Consider the following 20,320-nt stretch of genomic DNA (forward strand, 5'->3'; position numbering starts at 1 on the left):
AAAAAGGACTGCGGCGAAGCGGATTTCTCCACTTTCACAGCAGTCCTGTATCATCTTTTTAGTTGCTTAAAAAGCCTTTTCCTATGATCTCGCTGGAGTTGGAGATCAGAATGAACGCCGTTGGCTCTACTTTCTTGATATAGTTGCGCAGCCGTACAGCCTGGCTGCGTTTCATGGTGGTCATGATAACGGTCTTGCTGTGATGGGAAAAGGCGCCCTGTGCCTTGTAAATAGTGGCACTGCGGTTCAGATCCTTAATGATAAAATCGCAGATGGGATCCGGATCATCACAGATAATATTAAAGCATTTACAGAGATTAATGTTCTCGATAACACCATCAATCACCAGGGATTTTGCCATCAGGCCCAGCGAAGAATACAAGCCGGTAGTCGGTCCGAATACGAAGAACGACATGACCACGGAGGTGATATCCACCACCAGAAGCGCCGTTCCAATGTTCATGCTGGAATGGGCTTTTAAGATCATGGCGATGATATCGGTACCACCGCTGGATGCGCCAATGTTAAACAGGATCGCGGAGCCAATGGCCGGAAGAAAGATCGCAAAGATCAGTTCCAGCATCGGCTGGTCGGTGATGGTGCCTGCCATCGGCATAAAACGGTCCAGCGCGCTTAAGCTAAAGGACATCAGCATACTGGAATATACGGTTTTGATGCCCACATCAGTTCCCAGGAATAAAAATCCCAGCACCAGAAGGCCGGTATTCACTGCAAAGGTAAAATCACTGGCATTCATTCCGGTCAGTCTGCTGACCACGGACGAAAAGCCGGTAACGCCGCCAAAAGAAAAGTTATTCGGGAACTTGAAAAAATAAATTCCCACGACCATGATCCAGATACTCACGGTGATCAGCGCGTATTCTGCAATCTTTCGTTTGACTGGATCTTCAATCTGCTGTGTAGCCATAATTCCCCCCAAAATCTGATTCATATTTTCGCCCTAAAAGCAAAAGAAAAGCAGAACGAGTGATAATCCCTCTCCTCTGCCAGAGAGACTATAACTCGTTCCTTTGTAAAAGACAAACACTATTCTTATTGGCTCAATTACAGCATTTCTATTGTATGATACAGCTTTGTCTGGCCACACGGCTGTCCTCTGCCATACTCTGCATTTCCTTAAATTTTTTTCCTTTTGGATCCACTCTCTGCCACAGCGTGTAGGCTGATGTCTGCTTCGCGTCATTCCACGGAACCGCCTCTCCCAGGCAGTATGGAAGGTACAGATCCGCATACATGGAAGCCATCTTCTCCTTTAAGTCATCCGGCACCATGGTGATGGTCTGCTTTACCTGTTCCTGAATCACGGATTTCGCGTACTGGCGGGACCATTCCGAAAAATTTAACAGTTCCGGATTTTCTGATCCCTGCTCCTTTGCCCAGGCTGCCACATCTGCATGCCGGGTCTCAAAGGTCATGGTATCATTTAAGTCCCAGTTCAGCATGCCATACTGGTTGCCCGGAAACGAATAGGGGCTCAGCACGATCTCATGAATGCCCTCCTGCTCATCTTCCAGGCCCGGTCCGGTCACATGCTCCCGGATCCGCTGCACATGCAAATGTCCGCTGATGTAAAGCGGCACCTGATACTGTTCCAGAAGCGCCGTCACCTCCGGTCCGTTCTCCATCTCACACTGGGTTGTAAATAACCGGCTCTCCTGCAGCAGATTGTGGTGCGCCAGCACAATCACCTGGATGTCATGCTCCTTCGCCACCTTCAGATGTGTCTCCATCCATTTTAAGGCGGCCTCCCCAATGCGGCCCTCCACATGGTTTCCATCATCATAAATACAGGAATCCATCATCAGAAGCCAGTGCTTTGCATCCAGCGGATACACATAGCTTAAAGACGCCGTATCCCGGTTTGGAGACTGGTCATAACCAAACTGGTGATAAATCTCATAAAAATCTTCCCCCGTTTCCAGATACTCTGCCTTTTCCCGCTGCGTTCCAAAATAAGTAGAAGCATTTTTATTCTGGATATCATGGTTTCCGGGAATCACAAGCACCTGAATGCCCTCATCCTGCACTTTCTGCAGCTTTTCCGCCAGCAGCTCATGATTGATCCGCTCCCCGTTTAAGGTAATGTCACCGGTCAGCGCCAGCGCTGTCGGATGATTTTCGATGGCTGTCTCCACCAGCGTATCCAGCATTTCCTCGCTGTACTGGTCAATCTTGCCGTCATCGTGCTCCACCATACTCCAGAATGCTTTCCCATCATCATGGGTCGTACTGCTCATATAATGAAGGTCCGATGCCAGCATCAGGGTTGGGGGCTCGTAAGGTTTCTCTGCCTCCTCTTTATTTTTATCTGATCCATGCGTTCCGCGATGGCATCTCCTCTGCCTGCGGTACTCCGCAAGCCATTCCTGACGTTCCTGCTCCAGGCGGGCCAGGCGTTCTTCCTCTGACTCTTCCGATTCATCCAGTCCATTGCCTGCCACATCCGGTCCATTTTCCGTTCCCGGTGTTCTGCCTCCATTCGGATTCTCTCCCGACTGCTGGCTGCCCTCCTGCGCCGCGGACTCCCGGCCATCTCCGGTATTTCCCTGTCGGTTCAGCGCCCCAAGGAACCACACAATCCCAACGCAGATCAAAAGTAAAGCCCCGTAGATCAGGGCTGTAATCTTTTTATAATGCTTCATAATTCTGTCTTAATCCTCTTTTCCGTCCGGAGTGATACCCTCATATAATGAAAAGCGGGCGGCATCACTACCGCCCGCCATCATATCACAGATTGACGAAAAAAGAAAGATTTTAGATAATGTCATTCACGCACACGGCACCGTAGGGACGAATGCTCATGTGATACGCACTGCCTGCGCCCATGGCATGCTCGATATAGTCGATGTACTCGTCTACGATATCATTTGGCAGCATAGCCATGATGACGCCTGCGAAGCCGCCGCCGTGGATGCGGCATGCGCCGCGCTGCTTCTCGGCAATAAACAGCTCCGTAAGGGCCAGAGCAATGGAAATGCCCTGTTCCTGTACGCTGGCCGTAGTATAGCAGTTCTGCAGCCACTTCCAGGAAGAGTTTCCGGATGCCGTGATATTGGCCAGGAAATCGGCGAAGCGTCCCTCTTTTAAAGCTGCCACCTCAGCCTCGACCCGCTTATTCTCCTCAAAGAAGTGAAGGGCACGCATTACAGAACGGTCTCCTGCAAAGGCACGGATTTCCTGAATGTTATCAATCACCTGCTGCTCTGTCACCTCCGCGCAGACCTCCTTGCCAAAGAACCGGGCCACCTTCTTCATCTCATTCGGAACAGAAGAATAATCCGCACTCAGGTCTGCATGGCCTTTTCCGGTCTGCACGATGATGAGGCTGTGATTCTGAGACGCAAAATCAAAGTCGATCTGCTCTACCTTCGGGGCAGCCGGCTCCAGAAAATCAATCGTAATGAGACCGCCTACCGCACAGGCCATCTGGTCTAACAGGCCGGAAGCTTTATCCCAGTACACGTTCTCAGCATACTTTCCGATGTGGGCGTAAGCAACGGTATCCATGCGTCCGTCATTGAAGAAACGGTTCAGCATGGAACACAGCAGCATCTCAAAGGATGCGGAAGAGCTTACTCCTGCAGAGCTGATAACATTGCTGGTGATGTAAGCGTCAAAGCCGCCTACCTCATAGCCGGACTCCTGAAATCCCTTTAACAGGCCCTTTACCAGATCTACGGTTCCTGCTTTCTTGGCACTCGGCTGCAGGTCATTTAAGTCAATGGTGAATTTCTGATGGAAGGTCTCACTGATGATATTGACCTTGCTTGACTCATTCTTTGCCGCAATTCCCACGCAGTCCAGATTGATGCTTCCTGCCAGCACCTTGCCATGGTTATGGTCGGTGTGATTTCCGCTGATCTCCGTTCTTCCCGGTGAGCTGAACATCAGAATATCCTTCTCCCCAAAGTTCTCCTGGAATTTCTGTACCAGGTCCTCATAACGGTGGATGTTTTCCTCCGCTTTATCTGCTCCGTATAACTCACGCATACGGATATCTGCTGCTTCTGATCGTAACAATTCCAAAGTTTTTGCTGTGTTCATCCTTTACCCCTCCGTTTTCTCCATGCAAGCCCGGCAAACAATCACGCCTCACTGCCGCTCATAGTTGTCAGTATACCACACCGTTTGTTCTATGGACAATACAATATTCTTTCACCTGTCTGCATTTTTTTACGCTGCGGGGTCTTTTTCGCGGCAAACAGGCAAACTGGCAAACTGGCAAAGCGTATCCCGGTCATCTATGGTATACTGAATGGAAAAGGAATCCGGTATTCCCGGACAGGAAAGGAAACACACATATGAACTGGAACGGCAAACCTTATCACTCCCTGGACTTTGAACTGAAATCCCGCTTCGGGCAGAAGGTCTACAAGATTGCCCTGGACGGACGGATGACATGTCCCAACCGGGACGGAACCCTGGGGACGCGCGGCTGTATCTTTTGCAGTGAAGGCGGGTCCGGGGATTTTGCCGCGCCGCTGGATGCAGATATCTCTATTACCACCGCCGTCAACAACCAGATTGAAGAGGCCATCTCCCGCATCAAAGGCAAAATGGGCTCCGCGCCGGATGCCTACATTGCCTACTTCCAGTCCTACACCAACACCTACGCGCCGCTCCCTTACCTGGAAACACTGTTCAGCGCCGCCATCTGTCATCCCAAGGTTGTGGCACTGTCCATTGGCACGCGCCCGGACTGCCTGCCGGATGAGGTGCTGGATCTGTGTTCCCGCTTAAACCGGGAAAAGCCGGTCTGGATTGAGCTGGGGCTGCAGACCATTCACGAGGATACCGCCTCCTTCATCCGCCGCGGCTACCCCCTCTCCACCTTCACCGATGCTATGGCACGGCTCCGGGCACGGAATCTGGAGACCATTGTCCATGTCATTCTGGGACTTCCAGGCGAAAACCGTGAAAAGATGTTGGAGACTGTACGCTATCTGGCTGCACAGAATATCCAGGGTATCAAGCTGCAGCTTCTCCATGTATTGAAGGGCACCGATCTGGCAACGGTTTACGAACAGCATCCATTTCCCGTTATGACCCTGGAGGAATACCTGGATCTGGTCATTGACTGCGTGTCCCTGCTGCCGCCGGAGCTTGTTATCCACCGGATCACCGGAGACGGGCCGAAGCGTCTTCTGATTGCGCCGCTCTGGAGCGCAAATAAGCGCCTGGTGCTCAATTCGCTCACCAGGCGCTTCCAAGAACGAGGCATAACTCAGGGCTGCGGGCTGACGGTGCCGTCTGCTCCCACAGAAACCCCAAAGGAGATTCCCTCCAAATACTGATAAAACTGTGTTTTCGCATCCGCATCGGTTAAGGTGCGGGTATAACCACCTGAGGAGGTTCCCGGAATCAGCTTTAAGTCCAGGCTATCATTGGAAAATTCAGCCTGCACCAGCATGGTTTTCGGAATGGAACTTCCAAACACGAAATTGCCCAGGCTGTAGAAGATCGGCTTTCCCTTATAATATTCGATGCCCTGCAGCACATGGGGATGGCTTCCGATCACCAGGTCCGCTCCGGCATCAATATAGCGCTTTGCCAGTGCCCGCTGATACTCCTGCGGTTTTTCTTCCCGTTCAATGCCCCAGTGGATCAAAACCACCACCTTGTCTCCTGCTGCGTGACACTCCGCAATCTGCGCAAGCAGCGGCTCTACGGAAACCTCATAGGAGGACAGCATGCCCGGATGACCATTCGTGGCCGCCCAGTCTGCCTGCGGGATCACCCGGGTTGCCCCGATGAGGGCCACCCGCTGTCCGTTTTTCTCAAACACCACCGGCTGTTTCGCTTCATCCAGATTCTTTCCGGCACCGGTATGCAGAATACCGGCGCTGTCCAGGACCTCACAGGTATCTAACAGCGCATCTGTGCCGTAATCCAGGGCATGGTTATTCGCCAGCGTCACTGCGTCAATCCCCATCTCTTTGAACATGGAAACCTTCTCCGGTGCCAGGCGGAAGGTATACTGCTTATCCGCCGCCTGGGTGCCGCGGCTGCTGAAGGGGAACTCCTCGTTGACCGCGAAATAGTCGGCAGACTGGATCGCACTTAAATATCCCGAATCCAGCACACCGGAGATTCCGCCTGCGCGGCTGTAGGCGTTTAAGACGTGGTCCGACAGGAGCACATCGCCGGAGAACAGGATGGTCATGGAATCTGCCGCTGCATTCGAATTGACTGAATTTGCCGCGTCATCTGAAGCCTCTGCCTCGTCCGAATTTTCTCCCTCTGGATTCTGACCAGACTCTCCGTCATTTCTCAGAAAATCTCCCGCATTCTGATCTTCGGTTTCCAGAATGATCCCGGTTCCTGCATCAGCCTCTCCGATCCGTTCTGCCTCCAGATTTCCTTCTGCATTTTCTGCCTGCTGCACGGTTGTCTCCGCAGCCGTAATCTTCTCATACGATCCATAACTGCAGCCGCCGAGCAGCACCGCACAAAGCAGCGCTGCCGCCATGGTTACAGCATTAATTCTGTGATCAATTCCCATGTAATATCCTGCCTTTTCATTTCCTGTTCCAGCACTTCCCGCGCTTCTAACGGTGCCATAAAGCACAGGCCGCAGCCTGCGGAGATGGCGCTGGGAAGCGGGATGATGCGGCCGGGAAGCCCGGCTTCCTTCATGGCCTTCTCCATACGAATGGCCATGACCGTATCCCGGAATGTGATGATCAGACGAAGTTCTTTTTTTAACATCTTATCCCTCCCAGGCCAGGATCCGCATGGCTTTTACGGCCTCCTGCACTTCATCCATGGTATTAAAGTGAGAAAAGCTGAAGCGAACGGCGCCCTGCTTTCCGGTTCCAAGGGCCTGATGCATCTGCGGCGCACAGTGGCCGCCGGAGCGAACCGCAATATCAAAGCGCTGCATCAGCTCATCCGCTACTGCCGCAGAGTCATAATCTTTCAGGTTCAGTGTCACCACCGGAGTCCGGACATCCGCATCGAAATCACCGTACAGCCGGACTCCAGGCAGATGTTTTACACCCTCATAGAAAGCTCTCGCGTACGCATCTGCCTGCTGCCAGATGACATCGGTTCCCTTCTCCAGAATGTATTCCACTCCGGCCCGAAGTCCCGCAATGCCCGGCATATTTAAGGTTCCTGCTTCCAACAGGGTCGGCATTTCATCCGGCTGTTCTTTATCAAAGGTACGGATTCCCGTGCCGCCCACACGAAACGGCTTCATCTTCACGCCCTCGCGTACACAGATGCCGCCCATGCCCTGGGGGCCTAAAAGACCTTTATGACCAGAAAAACACAGCACATCAATGTGCATCCGTTCCATATCAATCGGCAGAAGACCTGCTGTCTGAGCTGCATCCACCACGAACAGTGTTCCGTTTTCCTGGCACAGAGCCCCCAGCTTTTCCAGATCATTGACATTACCGGTCAGATTTGACGCATGGGTGCAGACCAGGGCTTTGGTATCCGGCCGCATACTGCCCGCCAGCACATCCAGGCACATTCTTCCTTTTTCATCGCAGGGGATGATCGTGAGATCCACCCCCTCTTTTTCTTTCCGGTACAGAGGGCGCAGCACAGAATTGTGTTCCATCTGCGTGGTGATCACATGGTCCCCCGGCTCAAACAGGCCCTGAATTGCCATATTCAGGCTGTCTGTGGCATTCATGGAAAACGCCGCCTGGTTCGGATGTGGATAGCCAAACAGTTCTCCCAGAAGGCCCCGGGTCTCCACCGCCAGGCGCAGGGCCTGCAAAGACGCCTCATTGCTTCCCCTCGCCGCGTTGCCTACGCTGCCGGACACCAGAGTCTGATAAACGGCAGCGGCCACCGTCTCCGGCTTATGCAGAGAGGTAGCCGCATTGTCCAGATAGATCATGGCCGTACAACCAGGTCCGCTTCGGCCATGGTCTGGGCAATCACATACATATTGGTCACACCGCCGACTTTCAATTTCTCAGTCAGTCCGTAATAGTTTAAGCAGGTGCCGCAGGTCAAAATTTGCACGCCTGCCTCCTCCAGTTTTTTTAAATCCTCGATGGAATCAGAACCTTCGCAGGTCAGCTTTGCGCCGCCATTGTAGAATAAAATGGTATCCGGCAGGTTTTCCAGCTGGGTCTGGGCAAATAAAAATCCCTTGATCAGCACCTTGCCAAGCTCCTCGTTGCCCTCGCCCATATGATCTGCGGTAACCGCAACGACCGTTTTCTTTTTTGCCGGAACCAGGCACTGATCCGCCGGAATTTCCTCTGCGGATTTCTCCTGACCGCTCACATGAAGAACCACCTTCCAGATCTTCTCCTCCTCTTTGGAGGACTCCACGCCATATCCCATCTGTCCTGCCATCTTCTCCAGGTTCTGGACTGCGATCTCGTTATCTACAAGAACCTCCACGTCACCTGCGCCATTTAAATTTTTGATTGCCTCTTTTGCCTTAATTAACGGGATCGGGCAGATCTCGCCTCTTGCGTCAACTGTTGTCATACAAGTTTCCTCTCTTCTCTTATTCTATCGGCATGCCCTGAAAGTTCCAAAAATCATTGCCGTCATGTTTTTTATCATCACAGTTTTTACAGCACTGTGATTTCCTTCCTGAATCCTGCATCCTCCGGCTGAATCAGCCGTCCCACAATCTGCGCCGGAAGCCCGGCCTCTTTTAATTCCTGCAGGAATGCGTTTCCATCCTCCTGGGGCACTGCAAACAGCAGGCCGCCCGAGGTCTGCGGATCAAATAAAATCTCTTCCAGTGGGAACGGAACCCCCTTAAAATCCACAAATGCTCCAACATGGTTGCGGTTGCGCTGTCCGGCTGCCGTGATCATGAAGTTTTCCGCATGGGTGTAGGCCTCTTTGATGTACGGAATACTCAGCGTATCCACCACCGCCCAGAAACGCTTATCCAGCATCTCATGAAGATGGCCTAAAAAGCTGAATCCGGTCACATCGGTACAGGCATGCACCGTATACTTTTTGGAGATAGCCGCCGCGTACTTGTTTAACGTGGTCATGGATGTGATGGCTTCCGCCATGGCCTCTTTCGAAGCCGCTCCCACCCGGTTTGCGGTATTCATGATGCCGACCCCCAGCTTCTTGGTCAGAACCAGTACATCTCCTGCCTGACCGCCATTATTTTTATAGATCCGGTCCGGATGCACCACACCATTTACAGAAAGCCCGTATTTCACATCCCTGTCGTTGATGGAATGACCGCCGCAGAGTACCGCTCCGGCCTCCACCACCTTTTCCGAACCGCCCCGCATGATCTCACCGAGAACATTCAGGTCCTCATCCTGGGGAAAACAAACAATATTCAGCGCACTGATAACCTCGCCCCCCATGGCGTACACATCACTCAGCGCGTTCGTTGCCGCAATCTGGCCAAACACGTACGGGTCCTCCAGCATCGGCGGGAAGAAATCCAGTGTCTGCACCACGGCCACGTCATCGCTGATGCGGTAAACTGCCGCGTCATCGCTGCTGTCAAACCCCACCAGCAGATTCGGATCTGCCGCGCCGCGCTCGATCCGGCTTAACACCCGCTCCAGAATATCCGGGCCCAGCTTTGCTGTGCAGCCGCCGCTGCTGCAAAATAAACCTCCTGCCATAACTGCTCCTTTCCTGAAACCTGGCCTGTTCCCACAGACATTCCCCAGCAGAAAATGCCTGTCTGCAAACAAGCCGTATAACTTCTCTTATCATAGCACAAACACCCTGCTCCGTCCAGATATCGTAAAAAGCAGCCCCGTCTTCCAAAATCTTCAGGCAGGACTACCTTTTCTATTTTTGTGCCAGACAATGCGCTCGCTGCTCCATTACTTCCACAGCCATTCTTCCAGCAGCGTCTCATACACCTTCTGGCAGCGGCGGATGTCCGCCTCATCCACATACTCGTCTGCTTTGTGGGCCATGGCCAGGGTGCCTGGTCCATAGGAAAGACAGTTGCAGTTTCCGGTAGTTCCGGCAATCACAGCCGTATCGGTGTAACCCGGGAATGCGGCAACCACCGGTTCTTTTCCGGTTGCCTGCGCTACGGCCGCCTTGACGCGCGCCAGCATCTCGGCATCCTCATGATGGGCAATCGGCGGACGGTTGCCAGTAATCTGAATCTCGGCTTTCAGGCCAGGAATCTCCTTTCCCGCATCCTCCGCTGCTGCCTCCAGCAGTGCCTTCACATCTTCAATATGATACGGTGGAACTACGCGCATATCTACCGATACCTTGCACTCTGCCGGTACCTGATACGGATGAATACCGCCCTGGATTTCCCCAAACACGATGGTGGACTTGCCGAGAAACGCATCTTCCTTCAGTTCCTTCATGCGATTGCGGGCAGATGCCAGCATATAAGCCATACCGGCAATGGCATCCATGCCCTGTTCCGGACGGCTGGCATGGGCTGCCTTTCCGTGCATGGTTACTTCAAACCAGTAGCGCCCCTTGTGGGCAGTCTGAATTTCACCGTCGGTCGGTTCCGTATCCATCACCAGGCTGTCTTTCATCACCCAGCCAAGCTCGATCACCCGCTCAACACCGGTCATGTCTCCCTCTTCATCACAGGTTCCAATCCACTTTAAGGTTCGCTTTGGAGCCTTGCCAGTCTCCTTCATCTGTGCTGCCACTTCCAGAAACGCGCACAGAGCAGAGGCCAGCCCGGATTTCATGTCACAGGAACCGCGTCCGAAGAAACGGCCGTTCTCCCCGTCCTCACCCAGCGGATTCTTTGTCCAGCCTCCGGCGATCGGAACCGTATCCATGTGACAGATAAACACCAGTTCTTCTTTTGTTTCACCCGGAAGGACTGCCATCAGGATCGGGCGTCCCTCCTTTGTGTAATCTTTTTTCAGTTCGCCGCACTCCGGGAGTGCCGCTTTTATCTCCTGCTCCAGAAATCCGGCAATCTCATGCTCTTCTTTTCCCGGATTTGTGCTCTCAATGCCAACTAATTTCTTTGTCCATACCACTGCATCCGTATTCTGCATGTTCCCTGCCTCCTATTACTCTGCTAAAGAGCTCTTTCCTCTCTTCAGATACTGTCCTTCTCCCCGGGTTCCGACAAAGTTTCCGTCAGTAACAATTTCCTGACCGCGCAGGAATACCTTCTCAATGGCACCGGTCACCTTCGTACCCTCGTAGCAGGTGTAATCCGCGTTTCCATGCATCTTCTCTGTGGTGATGGTCCATTCCTTCTTCGGGTCAATGAGTACAAGGTCTGCATCGGAACCGGTCTGGATTGTTCCCTTCTTCGGATACAGTCCGGCGATCTTTGCCGGGTTTGTGCACAGGTAATGTACCACCTGCGGAATGGTCAGATGCTCTCCCTTCACCGCCTCAGAGAACATAAGCGGCAGGCGCTCCTCCACGCCCGGCGCTCCGCTCGGGCACTGGGTAAAGTCTTTCGCGCCCTGCTGTTTCTGCTTTGCGAAGGTGAATGGACAATGATCGGTTGCGACTGCATCCAGCTCTCCGTTCTCCAGGGCCTGCCAGAGTGCTTCGTTATCATCCTTCTTTCGAAGCGGCGGTGCCATAATGGCCTTTAAGCCCTCCTGATCGTCTGCGTAGCGGTCATCTGTCATAAACAGGTACTGCGGGCAGGTCTCCACGCCAAAATGCTTCTGACCACGGCGTTTCGCGCGGCGTACCTCCATCAGGCCCTGCTTACTGGATAAATGTACCACATAAACCGGTGCCTCTCCTGCGGACTCGGCCAGATACAGGAAACGGTTCACGGCTTCTGCCTCAGCCTCGGCCGGACGGCTGATCGGGTGATACTTCGCCTGGGCGTGGCCCTCTTTCACAAACTTGTCACGCCAGTAGTTGACAATACCGTCATTCTCACAGTGGGATGCAATGAGGATGCCATCTTTCCTGGCCTGGGTCAGGATCTGCATCAGTTCACCGTCACCAAGGCCATAACCATAGGTCATATATACCTTAAAGCTGGTGATTCCCTCTTCCTTTGCAATCTCTCCCATCTCTTCCAGAACCTGCGGGTTCACATGCTGGAACACACCGTGAAAACCATAATCTACCACGGCATTTCCATCCGCCAGCCTGTGATATTCCTTAACCTGGTGCCACAGGCTGCAATCCTTCGGTCCAAAGGCCATATGATCCACAATGGAGGTAGTGCCGCCGCAGGCAGCCGCAATAGTTCCGGTGTAAAAATCGTCAATGACGCGGGCAATGCCCACATCCAGATCCATGTGGGTGTGGATATCCACAGCGCCCGGCAGAACATACTTTCCTTTCGCCTCTACCACTTCAGCCTCAGCGTCGGACAGTCCGGTTCCGATCTCACGGATTACGCCACCTTCGATTAAGAGATCTGCTTCATATACGCCGCTCTCGGTACAGAGCATTCCGTTTTTTACTAATTTCTTCATAGATTGAAATTCTCCTATATATGGTTTTAAGCGCAGGAAAATGGCAAAGCCATTTTCCTGCGCTTATCTTATTTTCAATATTCACTTACTGATGAATTCTGGTACCGGTTAATCCGTTGATACCATCTTTTGCTTTCTCAAGCAGGGTAATTAAGGACTCACGGCCCGGTGCGGACTCTGCGAAAGCAACTGCTGCCTGTACCTTCGGAAGCATGGAGCCCGGTGCGAACTCGCCAGCCTCGATATACTTCTGTGCAGTCTCCGGGGTAAGCTCGGACAGCCACTCCTGATCCGGTTTGCCGAAGTGAACAGCAACCTTCTCGACTGCGGTTAAAATGATCAGGCAGTCTGCGTCTAACTGTTCTGCCAGCTTCTCTGCTGCGAAATCTTTATCGATTACCGCTGCGGCACCCTTTAAGTGATGGCCTCCGCTTACGAATACCGGGATACCGCCGCCGCCACATGCAACAACGACATAATCATTCTCGACCAGGCTGCGGATGGTGTCGATCTCGATGATGGACTTCGGCTTCGGAGAAGCAACAACACGGCGGTAACCACGTCCTGCGTCCTCAACAACCTTATATCCTTTCTCTTTGACCAGCTTGTCTGCCTCTTCCTTTGTCATAAATGCGCCGATCGGCTTTGTCGGATTTTCGAAAGCAGGATCATTCGCATCTACCTCTACCTGTGTCAGAATGGTGGTGCATCCGGTATTAATACCGCGATCCAGCATTTCCTCACGCAGCGCATTCTGCAGATCGTATCCGATGTAGCCCTGACTCATAGCCACGCATACAGACAGCGGACACGGAATGTATTTTTCCGGATTGGAACGGGTCAGCTCAGACATTGCGTTCTGGATCATGCCTACCTGCGGTCCATTTCCGTGTGCGATTACAACTTCGTTGCCGGCCTCGATCAGATCTACGATTGCGGAAGCAGTTTTCTTCACCGCGATCATCTGCTCCGGCAGATTATTTCCCAATGCATTACCGCCAAGGGCGATTACAATTCTTTTTCCCATAACAATATCTCCTATGTCCGCCTTTCGCTGCTGTTCGCACCTTGTGCAAACCGGATCTGCGATTTTCCCCCGCGGACTATTTTCATTTTTCTTTTTGAAGCAGTGATGGCAGTCCGTTTAAGGACTGCCACCGCTTTTGTTGAGCAGGTTGTTGTATAAAAAGGGATTTCCCAATTTACCAGATTATTCTGACAACAGGCAAATTATGCCATATGTCTCTCGGTTGCTTTCTCAGCCAGCTTAGCCAGAGTCTCCTGCGGGCACTGCTGTTTTGCAAGCAGGATCATAGCTGCGATGATGTACGGCTTGTAGCTAGCCTCTTTGTACAGAGGAGTACGATAACGATCGAATACGGTAGCCTCAACCTCGCCGTCCTTGCAGGATACATCGTTGATATCAGCCGGTAAGCAATGCAGGTACAGAGCCTTGCCATCCTTGGTGGTGGACATTAACTCTTCGGTGCAGCACCAGTCTTTGTGCTCTGCGTTCTGGGCAAGCAACTCTTTCTCCAGAGCCTTGATGCCGTCGGTATCGCCCTCAGCGTACAGGTTGGTTCTCTTCTCCATAGCTGCGAACGGAGCCCAGCTCTTCGGATATACGATATCAGCATCCTTGAATGCCTCTGCCATGGAATTGGTCTTGGTGAAGCTGCCGCCGGTCTTCTCAGCGTTCTTCTTAGCTACTTCCTCAACCTCCGGCATTACCTCGTATCCTTCCGGATGTGCCAGAACAACGTCCATACCGAATCTGGTCATCAGGCCGATAACACCCTGCGGTACGGAAAGCGGTTTGCCGTAGCTCGGGGAGTAAGCCCAGGTCATAGCTACTTTCTTACCCTTTAAGTTCTCAACGCCGCCGAAGGTGTTGATGATGTGAAGCATATCAGCCATACACTGGGTCGGATGGTCGATATCACACTGTAAGTTAACCAGAGTAGGTTTCTGCTCCAGAACGCCGTCCTTGTGTCCCTCGGTTACAGCGTCTACTACGTCGTGCATGTACTTGTTACCTTTGCCAATGTACATATCATCACGGATACCGATAACGTCAGCCATGAAAGAGATCATGTTAGCGGTCTCACGAACGGTCTCACCATGAGCGATCTGGCTCTTGCCCTCGTCAAGATCCTGAACCTCAAGACCAAGCAGGTTACAAGCAGATGCAAAAGAGAAACGGGTACGGGTAGAGTTATCACGGAACAGGGAGATGCCCAGGCCGGACTCGAATACCTTGGTGGAGATGTTATGCTCTCTCATGTAACGCAGAGCATCAGCTACGGTGAAAACAGCCTCGATCTCGTCATCGGTTTTCTCCCAGGTCAGGAAGAAATCGCCCTCGTACATATCTTTGAAGTTCAGTTTGTTCAGTTTGTCAATGTAACCCTGTAATACTTTATCCATGTTGATCTCCTTCTTTCATATAAGAAATTATTATTTTTGATGCAGACCAGCGCTCACCGCGCTGATCTGCCGGCTACTGAAATATTGTCTGATGATTATTTGATGTCGTTGTTGGTCTTGCCTGCGCGGAACTGGGAAATATCATCTGTCTTCTTGGAACCGTCGTACAGATTTGCTGCTGCTACATACATAGCTGCGCATCTTACAAGGTCATCTTTGTAGGTGATCTCGTTCGGAGCGTGAGCCTGGCTCTCAGCACCCGGGCCAAAGCCTACGCACGGAATACCGTAACGGCCCTGGATAGCAACACCGTTGGTGGAGAAGGTCCACTTATCGATCAGCGGACGGTTACGAAGCTCTTTGGTGGAGTCCGGTCCCATACGATGATCGCCAAACAGAGCTACGTGTGCATCGTACAGAGCCTGTACATGAGCTGCGTTCTCTTTGTTGATCCAGGTCGGGAAGTAGCACTCGGTCTCGTATACTTCACCGGTCCATGACGGACGGTCGTACATATACATGGAAACCTTAACGTCATCGCCATACTTCTGAACGCTCGGCAGCTGACGGATCTCGTCCAGACAGGAATCCCAGGTCTCACCTGCGGTCATACGACGGTCGATGGAGATTGCGCAGCTATCTGCTACTGCACAGCGGCTCGGAGAGGTGTAGAAGATCTGAGAAACGGTGCAGGTACCTCTTCCAAGGAACTGAGCGTCCTCGTAGTGCTCCGGGTTGTATTTCGGGCTCAGCATCTTAACAAGCCCCTTGATGTCAGTGTCTTCGTCACAGCCGTTGTTGTTCAGGGAACGAACATCAGCAATGATGTCAGCCATCTTGTAGATAGCGTTGGAACCACGCTCCGGTGCGGAACCATGGCAGGAAACGCCCTTAACGTCTACACGGATTTCCATACGTCCGCGATGTCCACGGTAGATACCACCATCGGTCGGCTCGGTAGAGATTACGAACTCCGGAACAATTTTGTCTTTGTTGTAGATGTACTGCCAGCACATACCATCGCAGTCCTCTTCCTGTACGGAACCAACGATCATGATCTTGTAGCCCTCCGGAATGAGGTTCAGGTCTTTCATGATCTTTGCGCCGTAAACAGCACTTGCCATACCGCCTTCCTGGTCGGAACCGCCGCGGCCGTAGATGATCTCGTCAGTCTCATAGCCCTCGTACGGATCTGCTTCCCAGTTGTTGATGTTACCGATACCTACAGTATCGATATGGGAATCGATAGCGATGATCTTATCGCCTTCGCCCATCCAGCCGATTACGTTACCAAGACCGTCAACCTCTACTTTATCGAAGTTTAACTTCTCCATCTCAGCTTTGATGCATGCTACTACCTCTTTCTCCTCGCAGCTCTCGCTCGGATGAGAGATCATTGCTCTTAAGAACGCAGTCATATCTGCGCGATAACCCTCTGCTGCCTGTTTGATTTTGTCAAAATCAAGTCCCATTTTTTTACCCTCCTGGATTATATATGTTCTTGTTAATTTGGTTCTTATGAAATTAAACGGTCGGATACTCGCCGCCCCAGACGATCTTTTTGTACTTGTCCGGATCGGTGTCACCCTCGGTGGAGAACATCAGAACCTTACTGTCGCGGTTCAGCTCTAAAGCGTCACGCAGCTCTTTGTATTCATCATTCTCCATGATGGTGGAGATCACACCCATACCAACTGCTCCAGACTCACCGGAAATCACCTTCGGATCGCCCTTAACCGGAGCTGCCAGCATTCTCATGCCCTTTGCTGCTACCCAGTCCGGGCAGGAAACAAATGCGGATACGTGGTTTCTTAAGATATCCCAGCCAATGATGTTCGGCTCGCCGCATGCAAGACCGGCCATGATAGTCTGAAGATCACCACCAACGATACGCGGATCACCATCTCCTGCAACAGCGCCCTTATACAGGCAGGCTGCAGCGCCAGCTTCCATAACAACGAATTTCGGCGGGTTCTCCGGATACAGGTTGGTGAAGTAACCAACTACTGCGCCTGCAAGGCTTCCTACACCAGCCTGTACGAATACGTGGGTCGGGCGGTTCACAGAAACCTCGCGTAACTGCTCAGCAGCCTCGCCAGCCATGCTTCCGTAGCCCTGCATGATCCATGCCGGAATCTCCTCGTAGCCTTCCCATGCGGTATCCTGAACTACTACGCCGTGCGGGGTTGCCTCAGCCTCAGCTGCTGCCATACGCACGCAGTCATCGTAGTTAACTTCCTCGATGGTAACTTTTGCACCCTCTTTTGCGATGTTATCGAAACGAGTCTTGGTGCTGCCCTTCGGCATATGTACAACGGCTTTCTGGCCCAGCTTGTTTGCTGCCCATGCAACGCCTCTGCCGTGGTTACCGTCAGTTGCGGTAAAGAAGGTTGCCTGACCGAACTCCTCACGGAATTTCTCGCTGGTCAGGTAATCGTATGTCATCTCGGACACATCACGTCCCATCTCACTAGCGATGTAACGTGCCATTGCGAAAGAACCGCCCAGCACCTTGAATGCGTTGAGGCCGAAACGATAGCTCTCATCTTTTACGAACAGGCCGCCAAGGCCAAGGCCCTCAGCCATACCGTCCAGCTTTGCAAGCGGGGTGATGGAATACTGCGGGAAGCTCTTGTGGAACTCGCGTGCCTGTTTGATGTTCTCAATGCTCATAACCGGCAGACACTTGTCTTCGCTTTTCGGCATCTTGTTCAATGCCCAAAGAATTTTCTCCATTTTCTCTTCTCCTAACAAACTTTTTGTATTTCTTCAAACTTTTTGTTTGCTTCTATAGATATCATAACACATTCTGGCTCTATGTCAAGTATGTACAAAACTTTTTTTTATTTTTTTCTCATTTTGTTTATCTATCACGAAACCAGAATGTGTGAAAATCTGTTTTTTCTTATTATTAAGCTGCTTAACCCTTCTTCTTTCTGTAGAACGTATCCTCCAGCGGAAGGGAGGTGCGGAACTTTCTGTCCATTGCATAGTAAGCACCCTGGATGGCCGGTGCAGTCGGGATGGTCGCGATCTCGCCGATTCCCTTCGCGCCGTATGCCACACCGAGGAGCTCATCCTTCTCTACATAGATGGCATGAATGTCCGGAATCTGGTTGGAACGGAGAAGTCCCAGGGTACCGTACTTCACCTGCGGTACGCAGTCTTTTAACGGCCAGTCCTCGGTCAGCGCATAGCCCATACCCATGAGCACGCCGCCCTCGATCTGTCCCTGAATGGAGATCGGGTTCACAACCTTGCCGGAATCATGTGCTGCGTAAACCTCTTTGACTTTGCCATCGTTATCCAGGATAACAACATGGGTTGCATAGCCGTATGCGATATGGCTCTTCGGGAACGGTACATCTGCGCCAAGCTTGTCGGTCGGCTCAAAGTACTCATAGAAGAAGTCGCGGCCTTCCAGTTTGCTTAAGTCTCCGCCAACCTCATCCATCGCCTCTTTCAAAAGTGCGGAAGCCCCGCGGATCGCCTCGCCGGAAAGCAGGGTCTGACGGGAACCGGATGTCGTACCGGAGTCCGGTGCATTCTCGGTATTTGCCACTGCGTTGCGGATCTTGGAAAGCGGGAGTCCAGTGGTCTCGGATACCGCCTGGCAGAATACCGTCAGACAGCCCTGTCCGATATCGGATGCCGCACAGTAGATCACACAGACACCATCTTCAATGACCAGTCTTGCGCGGCCCTTATCCGGAAGACCTACGCCGACACCGGCATTCTTCATGGAACATGCAATTCCGGCATGATCCATATTCTGTTCATAAACATCCTTCACGGCTTCCAGTGTCTCTTTCAGCGCAGTGGAGCAGTCTGCGATCTGTCCGTTCGGAAGCACCTTGCCCGGCTCAATGGCATTGCGGTAACGGATCTCCCACGGAGTGATGCCCACCTTCTCTGCCAGTACGTTGATCAGAGATTCCAGCGCGAATTCACTCTGGCATACGCCGAAGCCACGGAACGCGCCAGCCGGCGGGTTATTGGTGTAATAACCGTAACCACGGATATCGGTGTTCTGATAGCAGTACGGTCCTACAGAGTGGGTACATGCACGCTCCAGAACCGGTCCGCAAAGAGATGCGTAAGCACCGGTATCGAAGTTTATCTCACAGTCCAGACCGGTAAAGATACCGTTCTCATCACAGCCCAGGGTAAAGGTTCCTTCCATCGCATGACGCTTCGGATGGAAATATAAGGATTCCTGACGGCTGAATTTTGCCTTGACCGGAACCTGATACTTCCAGGCTGCCAATGCTGCAATATGCTGTACGGAAACATCCTCTTTTCCACCAAAACCGCCGCCGATGAGCTGGTTTTCCACCACGATACGCTCCGGCTCCCAGCCAAACATGATCGCGGTCTCTTTTCTGGTATCGAAAGCACCCTGGTCGGTACTTAAGATCTTGATGCCATCCTTATATGGAAATGCCACAGCACACTCCGGCTCCAAAAACGCATGCTCCGTAAACGGAGTGGTAAAGGAATTGGTCACGGTATATTTGGACTCTGCCAGTGCTTTCGCTGCATCGCCGCGAACAACGTGACGGGTCTGGCAGAGGTTTCCTTTGGAATGCACCTTCGGAGCATCCTCTCTCTTTGCGTCCGCAATGCCTCTTACCGGCTCCAGCTCCTCGTAATCGATTTTCACCAGTTTCTTTGCCTGTTCCAGAATCTTTTCATTCTCAGCAACCACCAGGCAGATGGCATCGCCGAGGCAGCGGGTGGTGTCACCTTCCGCGATCATAACATCCCAGTCCTGCTGAATATGCCCGACCTTATTGTTCGGAACATCCGCTGCAGTCAGGACACCCAGAACACCCGGCAGTGCTTCTGCCTTGGAAGCGTCAATCTTTAAGACACGGGCTCTCGGATATTTGCTGCGGACTGCGGAAACGTAAACCATATCATCCATCACGATATCGTCCGGGTATTTGCCGAAGCCTAATACCTTCTTGCGGACATCTACACGGAATGCTCTCTGGCCAACGCCGTAAACATCTCCCTTCTCCAGGTCCTCATCTACGGAAGCCTCTCCCCGAAGAATTTTTGCCACCAGAAGGATTCCCTCAATGATCTTCTTGTATCCGGTACAGCGGCAGATGTTTCCGCGCAGCGCGTACTTTACATCTTCCTCAGTCGGATTTAAATTATTCTGTAATAATGCCGTTCCGGCCATCACCATGCCCGGGATACAGAAACCACACTGAACGGCTCCGACTGCTCCGAACGCATATACGAACGCGTCCTTCCACTCGTCGCTTAAGCCCTCCACGGTCAGAATGTTTCTGCCAACGGCTCTTTTTGTGGTCAGTACACAGGACTTGATCGCCTTTCCGTCTACTACGATGGTGCAGGTACCGCAGGCACCCTCACTGCAGCCGTCCTTTACGGAATACAGCTTCAGATCATCGCGCAGGTAACGGAGCAACGGCTTGTCCTCTTCGGTGCGCTGCACCTGACCGTTTACTGTAAACTCAAAAACTTCTCCCATTATCCTT

Annotated in this window: 16 protein-coding genes; 1 reads left to right on the forward strand and 15 read right to left on the reverse strand. The window is 52.2% G+C overall.

What is annotated here, in order from left to right:
• Positions 1–58 precede the first annotated feature (58 nt).
• The 3 genes from DWY84_RS01910 to DWY84_RS01920 all read right to left on the reverse strand — a co-directional run bounded on the left by DWY84_RS01910 (position 59) and on the right by DWY84_RS01920 (position 4,065).
• Entirely contained in the window at positions 59–928 is an 870-nt protein-coding gene (locus DWY84_RS01910) for a YitT family protein (protein ID WP_118530365.1), read from the reverse strand.
• Positions 929–1,076: 148 nt separating this feature from the next.
• The gene (locus tag DWY84_RS01915) at positions 1,077–2,663 is read right to left on the reverse strand and encodes a metallophosphoesterase (RefSeq protein WP_118530367.1); all 1,587 of its coding nucleotides are present in this window, start codon (positions 2,661–2,663) and stop codon (positions 1,077–1,079) included.
• Between the two features lie 112 nt (positions 2,664–2,775).
• Positions 2,776–4,065 carry a galactokinase family protein gene (locus DWY84_RS01920; RefSeq protein ID WP_118530368.1) on the reverse strand — a complete coding sequence of 430 codons (1,290 nt, stop codon included), beginning with the start codon at positions 4,063–4,065 and terminating at the stop codon, positions 2,776–2,778.
• A gap of 257 nt (positions 4,066–4,322) precedes the next feature.
• On the opposite strand from DWY84_RS01920, the gene DWY84_RS01925 reads away from it, so the two are divergent.
• Positions 4,323–5,315 carry a TIGR01212 family radical SAM protein gene (locus DWY84_RS01925; RefSeq protein WP_118530369.1) on the forward strand — a complete coding sequence of 331 codons (993 nt, stop codon included), beginning with the start codon at positions 4,323–4,325 and terminating at the stop codon, positions 5,313–5,315.
• Here the strand turns inward: DWY84_RS01925 and DWY84_RS01930 are convergent.
• The 12 genes from DWY84_RS01930 to xdh all read right to left on the reverse strand — a co-directional run bounded on the left by DWY84_RS01930 (position 5,246) and on the right by xdh (position 20,313).
• Positions 5,246–6,523: a CapA family protein gene (locus tag DWY84_RS01930; protein WP_243024711.1), complete on the reverse strand. Its 1,278-nt coding sequence runs from the start codon at positions 6,521–6,523 to the stop codon at positions 5,246–5,248. The two genes, DWY84_RS01925 and DWY84_RS01930, sit on opposite strands and share 70 nt — an antisense overlap.
• Positions 6,493–6,729, reverse strand: coding sequence for a DUF3343 domain-containing protein (locus DWY84_RS01935; protein WP_118530371.1), 237 nt, complete (start codon positions 6,727–6,729; stop codon positions 6,493–6,495). The genes DWY84_RS01930 and DWY84_RS01935 overlap by 31 nt, the downstream gene beginning before the upstream one ends.
• A gap of 1 nt (position 6,730) precedes the next feature.
• Positions 6,731–7,876 (reverse strand): aminotransferase class V-fold PLP-dependent enzyme, encoded by a 1,146-nt coding sequence (locus DWY84_RS01940; RefSeq protein WP_118530372.1) that lies wholly within the window; start codon positions 7,874–7,876, stop codon positions 6,731–6,733.
• Positions 7,873–8,481: a sulfurtransferase-like selenium metabolism protein YedF gene (gene yedF / locus DWY84_RS01945; protein WP_118530373.1), complete on the reverse strand. Its 609-nt coding sequence runs from the start codon at positions 8,479–8,481 to the stop codon at positions 7,873–7,875. The genes DWY84_RS01940 and yedF overlap by 4 nt, the downstream gene beginning before the upstream one ends.
• An 86-nt stretch (positions 8,482–8,567) precedes the next feature.
• A complete protein-coding gene (gene selD, locus DWY84_RS01950; RefSeq protein ID WP_118530375.1) occupies positions 8,568–9,602 on the reverse strand; it encodes a selenide, water dikinase SelD in 1,035 nt (344 codons plus the stop codon).
• A gap of 207 nt (positions 9,603–9,809) precedes the next feature.
• A complete protein-coding gene (locus tag DWY84_RS01955) occupies positions 9,810–10,976 on the reverse strand; it encodes a M20 family metallopeptidase (protein ID WP_118530376.1) in 1,167 nt (388 codons plus the stop codon).
• A gap of 15 nt (positions 10,977–10,991) precedes the next feature.
• Positions 10,992–12,380, reverse strand: coding sequence for a dihydropyrimidinase (hydA, locus tag DWY84_RS01960; protein WP_118530378.1), 1,389 nt, complete (start codon positions 12,378–12,380; stop codon positions 10,992–10,994).
• 85 nt (positions 12,381–12,465) lie between these two features.
• Positions 12,466–13,407, reverse strand: coding sequence for a carbamate kinase (gene arcC / locus DWY84_RS01965; RefSeq protein WP_118530380.1), 942 nt, complete (start codon positions 13,405–13,407; stop codon positions 12,466–12,468).
• A gap of 203 nt (positions 13,408–13,610) precedes the next feature.
• A complete protein-coding gene (ygeW, locus tag DWY84_RS01970) occupies positions 13,611–14,807 on the reverse strand; it encodes a knotted carbamoyltransferase YgeW (RefSeq protein ID WP_118530382.1) in 1,197 nt (398 codons plus the stop codon).
• A gap of 95 nt (positions 14,808–14,902) precedes the next feature.
• Positions 14,903–16,279 carry a YgeY family selenium metabolism-linked hydrolase gene (locus DWY84_RS01975; RefSeq protein ID WP_118530384.1) on the reverse strand — a complete coding sequence of 459 codons (1,377 nt, stop codon included), beginning with the start codon at positions 16,277–16,279 and terminating at the stop codon, positions 14,903–14,905.
• A gap of 52 nt (positions 16,280–16,331) precedes the next feature.
• Positions 16,332–17,543 (reverse strand): diaminopropionate ammonia-lyase, encoded by a 1,212-nt coding sequence (gene dpaL / locus DWY84_RS01980; RefSeq protein WP_118530386.1) that lies wholly within the window; start codon positions 17,541–17,543, stop codon positions 16,332–16,334.
• A gap of 184 nt (positions 17,544–17,727) precedes the next feature.
• Positions 17,728–20,313 carry a selenium-dependent xanthine dehydrogenase gene (gene xdh, locus DWY84_RS01985; protein WP_118530388.1) on the reverse strand — a complete coding sequence of 862 codons (2,586 nt, stop codon included), beginning with the start codon at positions 20,311–20,313 and terminating at the stop codon, positions 17,728–17,730.
• Positions 20,314–20,320: the final 7 nt, after the last annotated feature.

The sequence above is a fragment of the Clostridium sp. AF27-2AA genome (genome assembly GCF_003478505.1).
Taxonomy (GTDB): domain Bacteria; phylum Bacillota; class Clostridia; order Lachnospirales; family Lachnospiraceae; genus Brotaphodocola.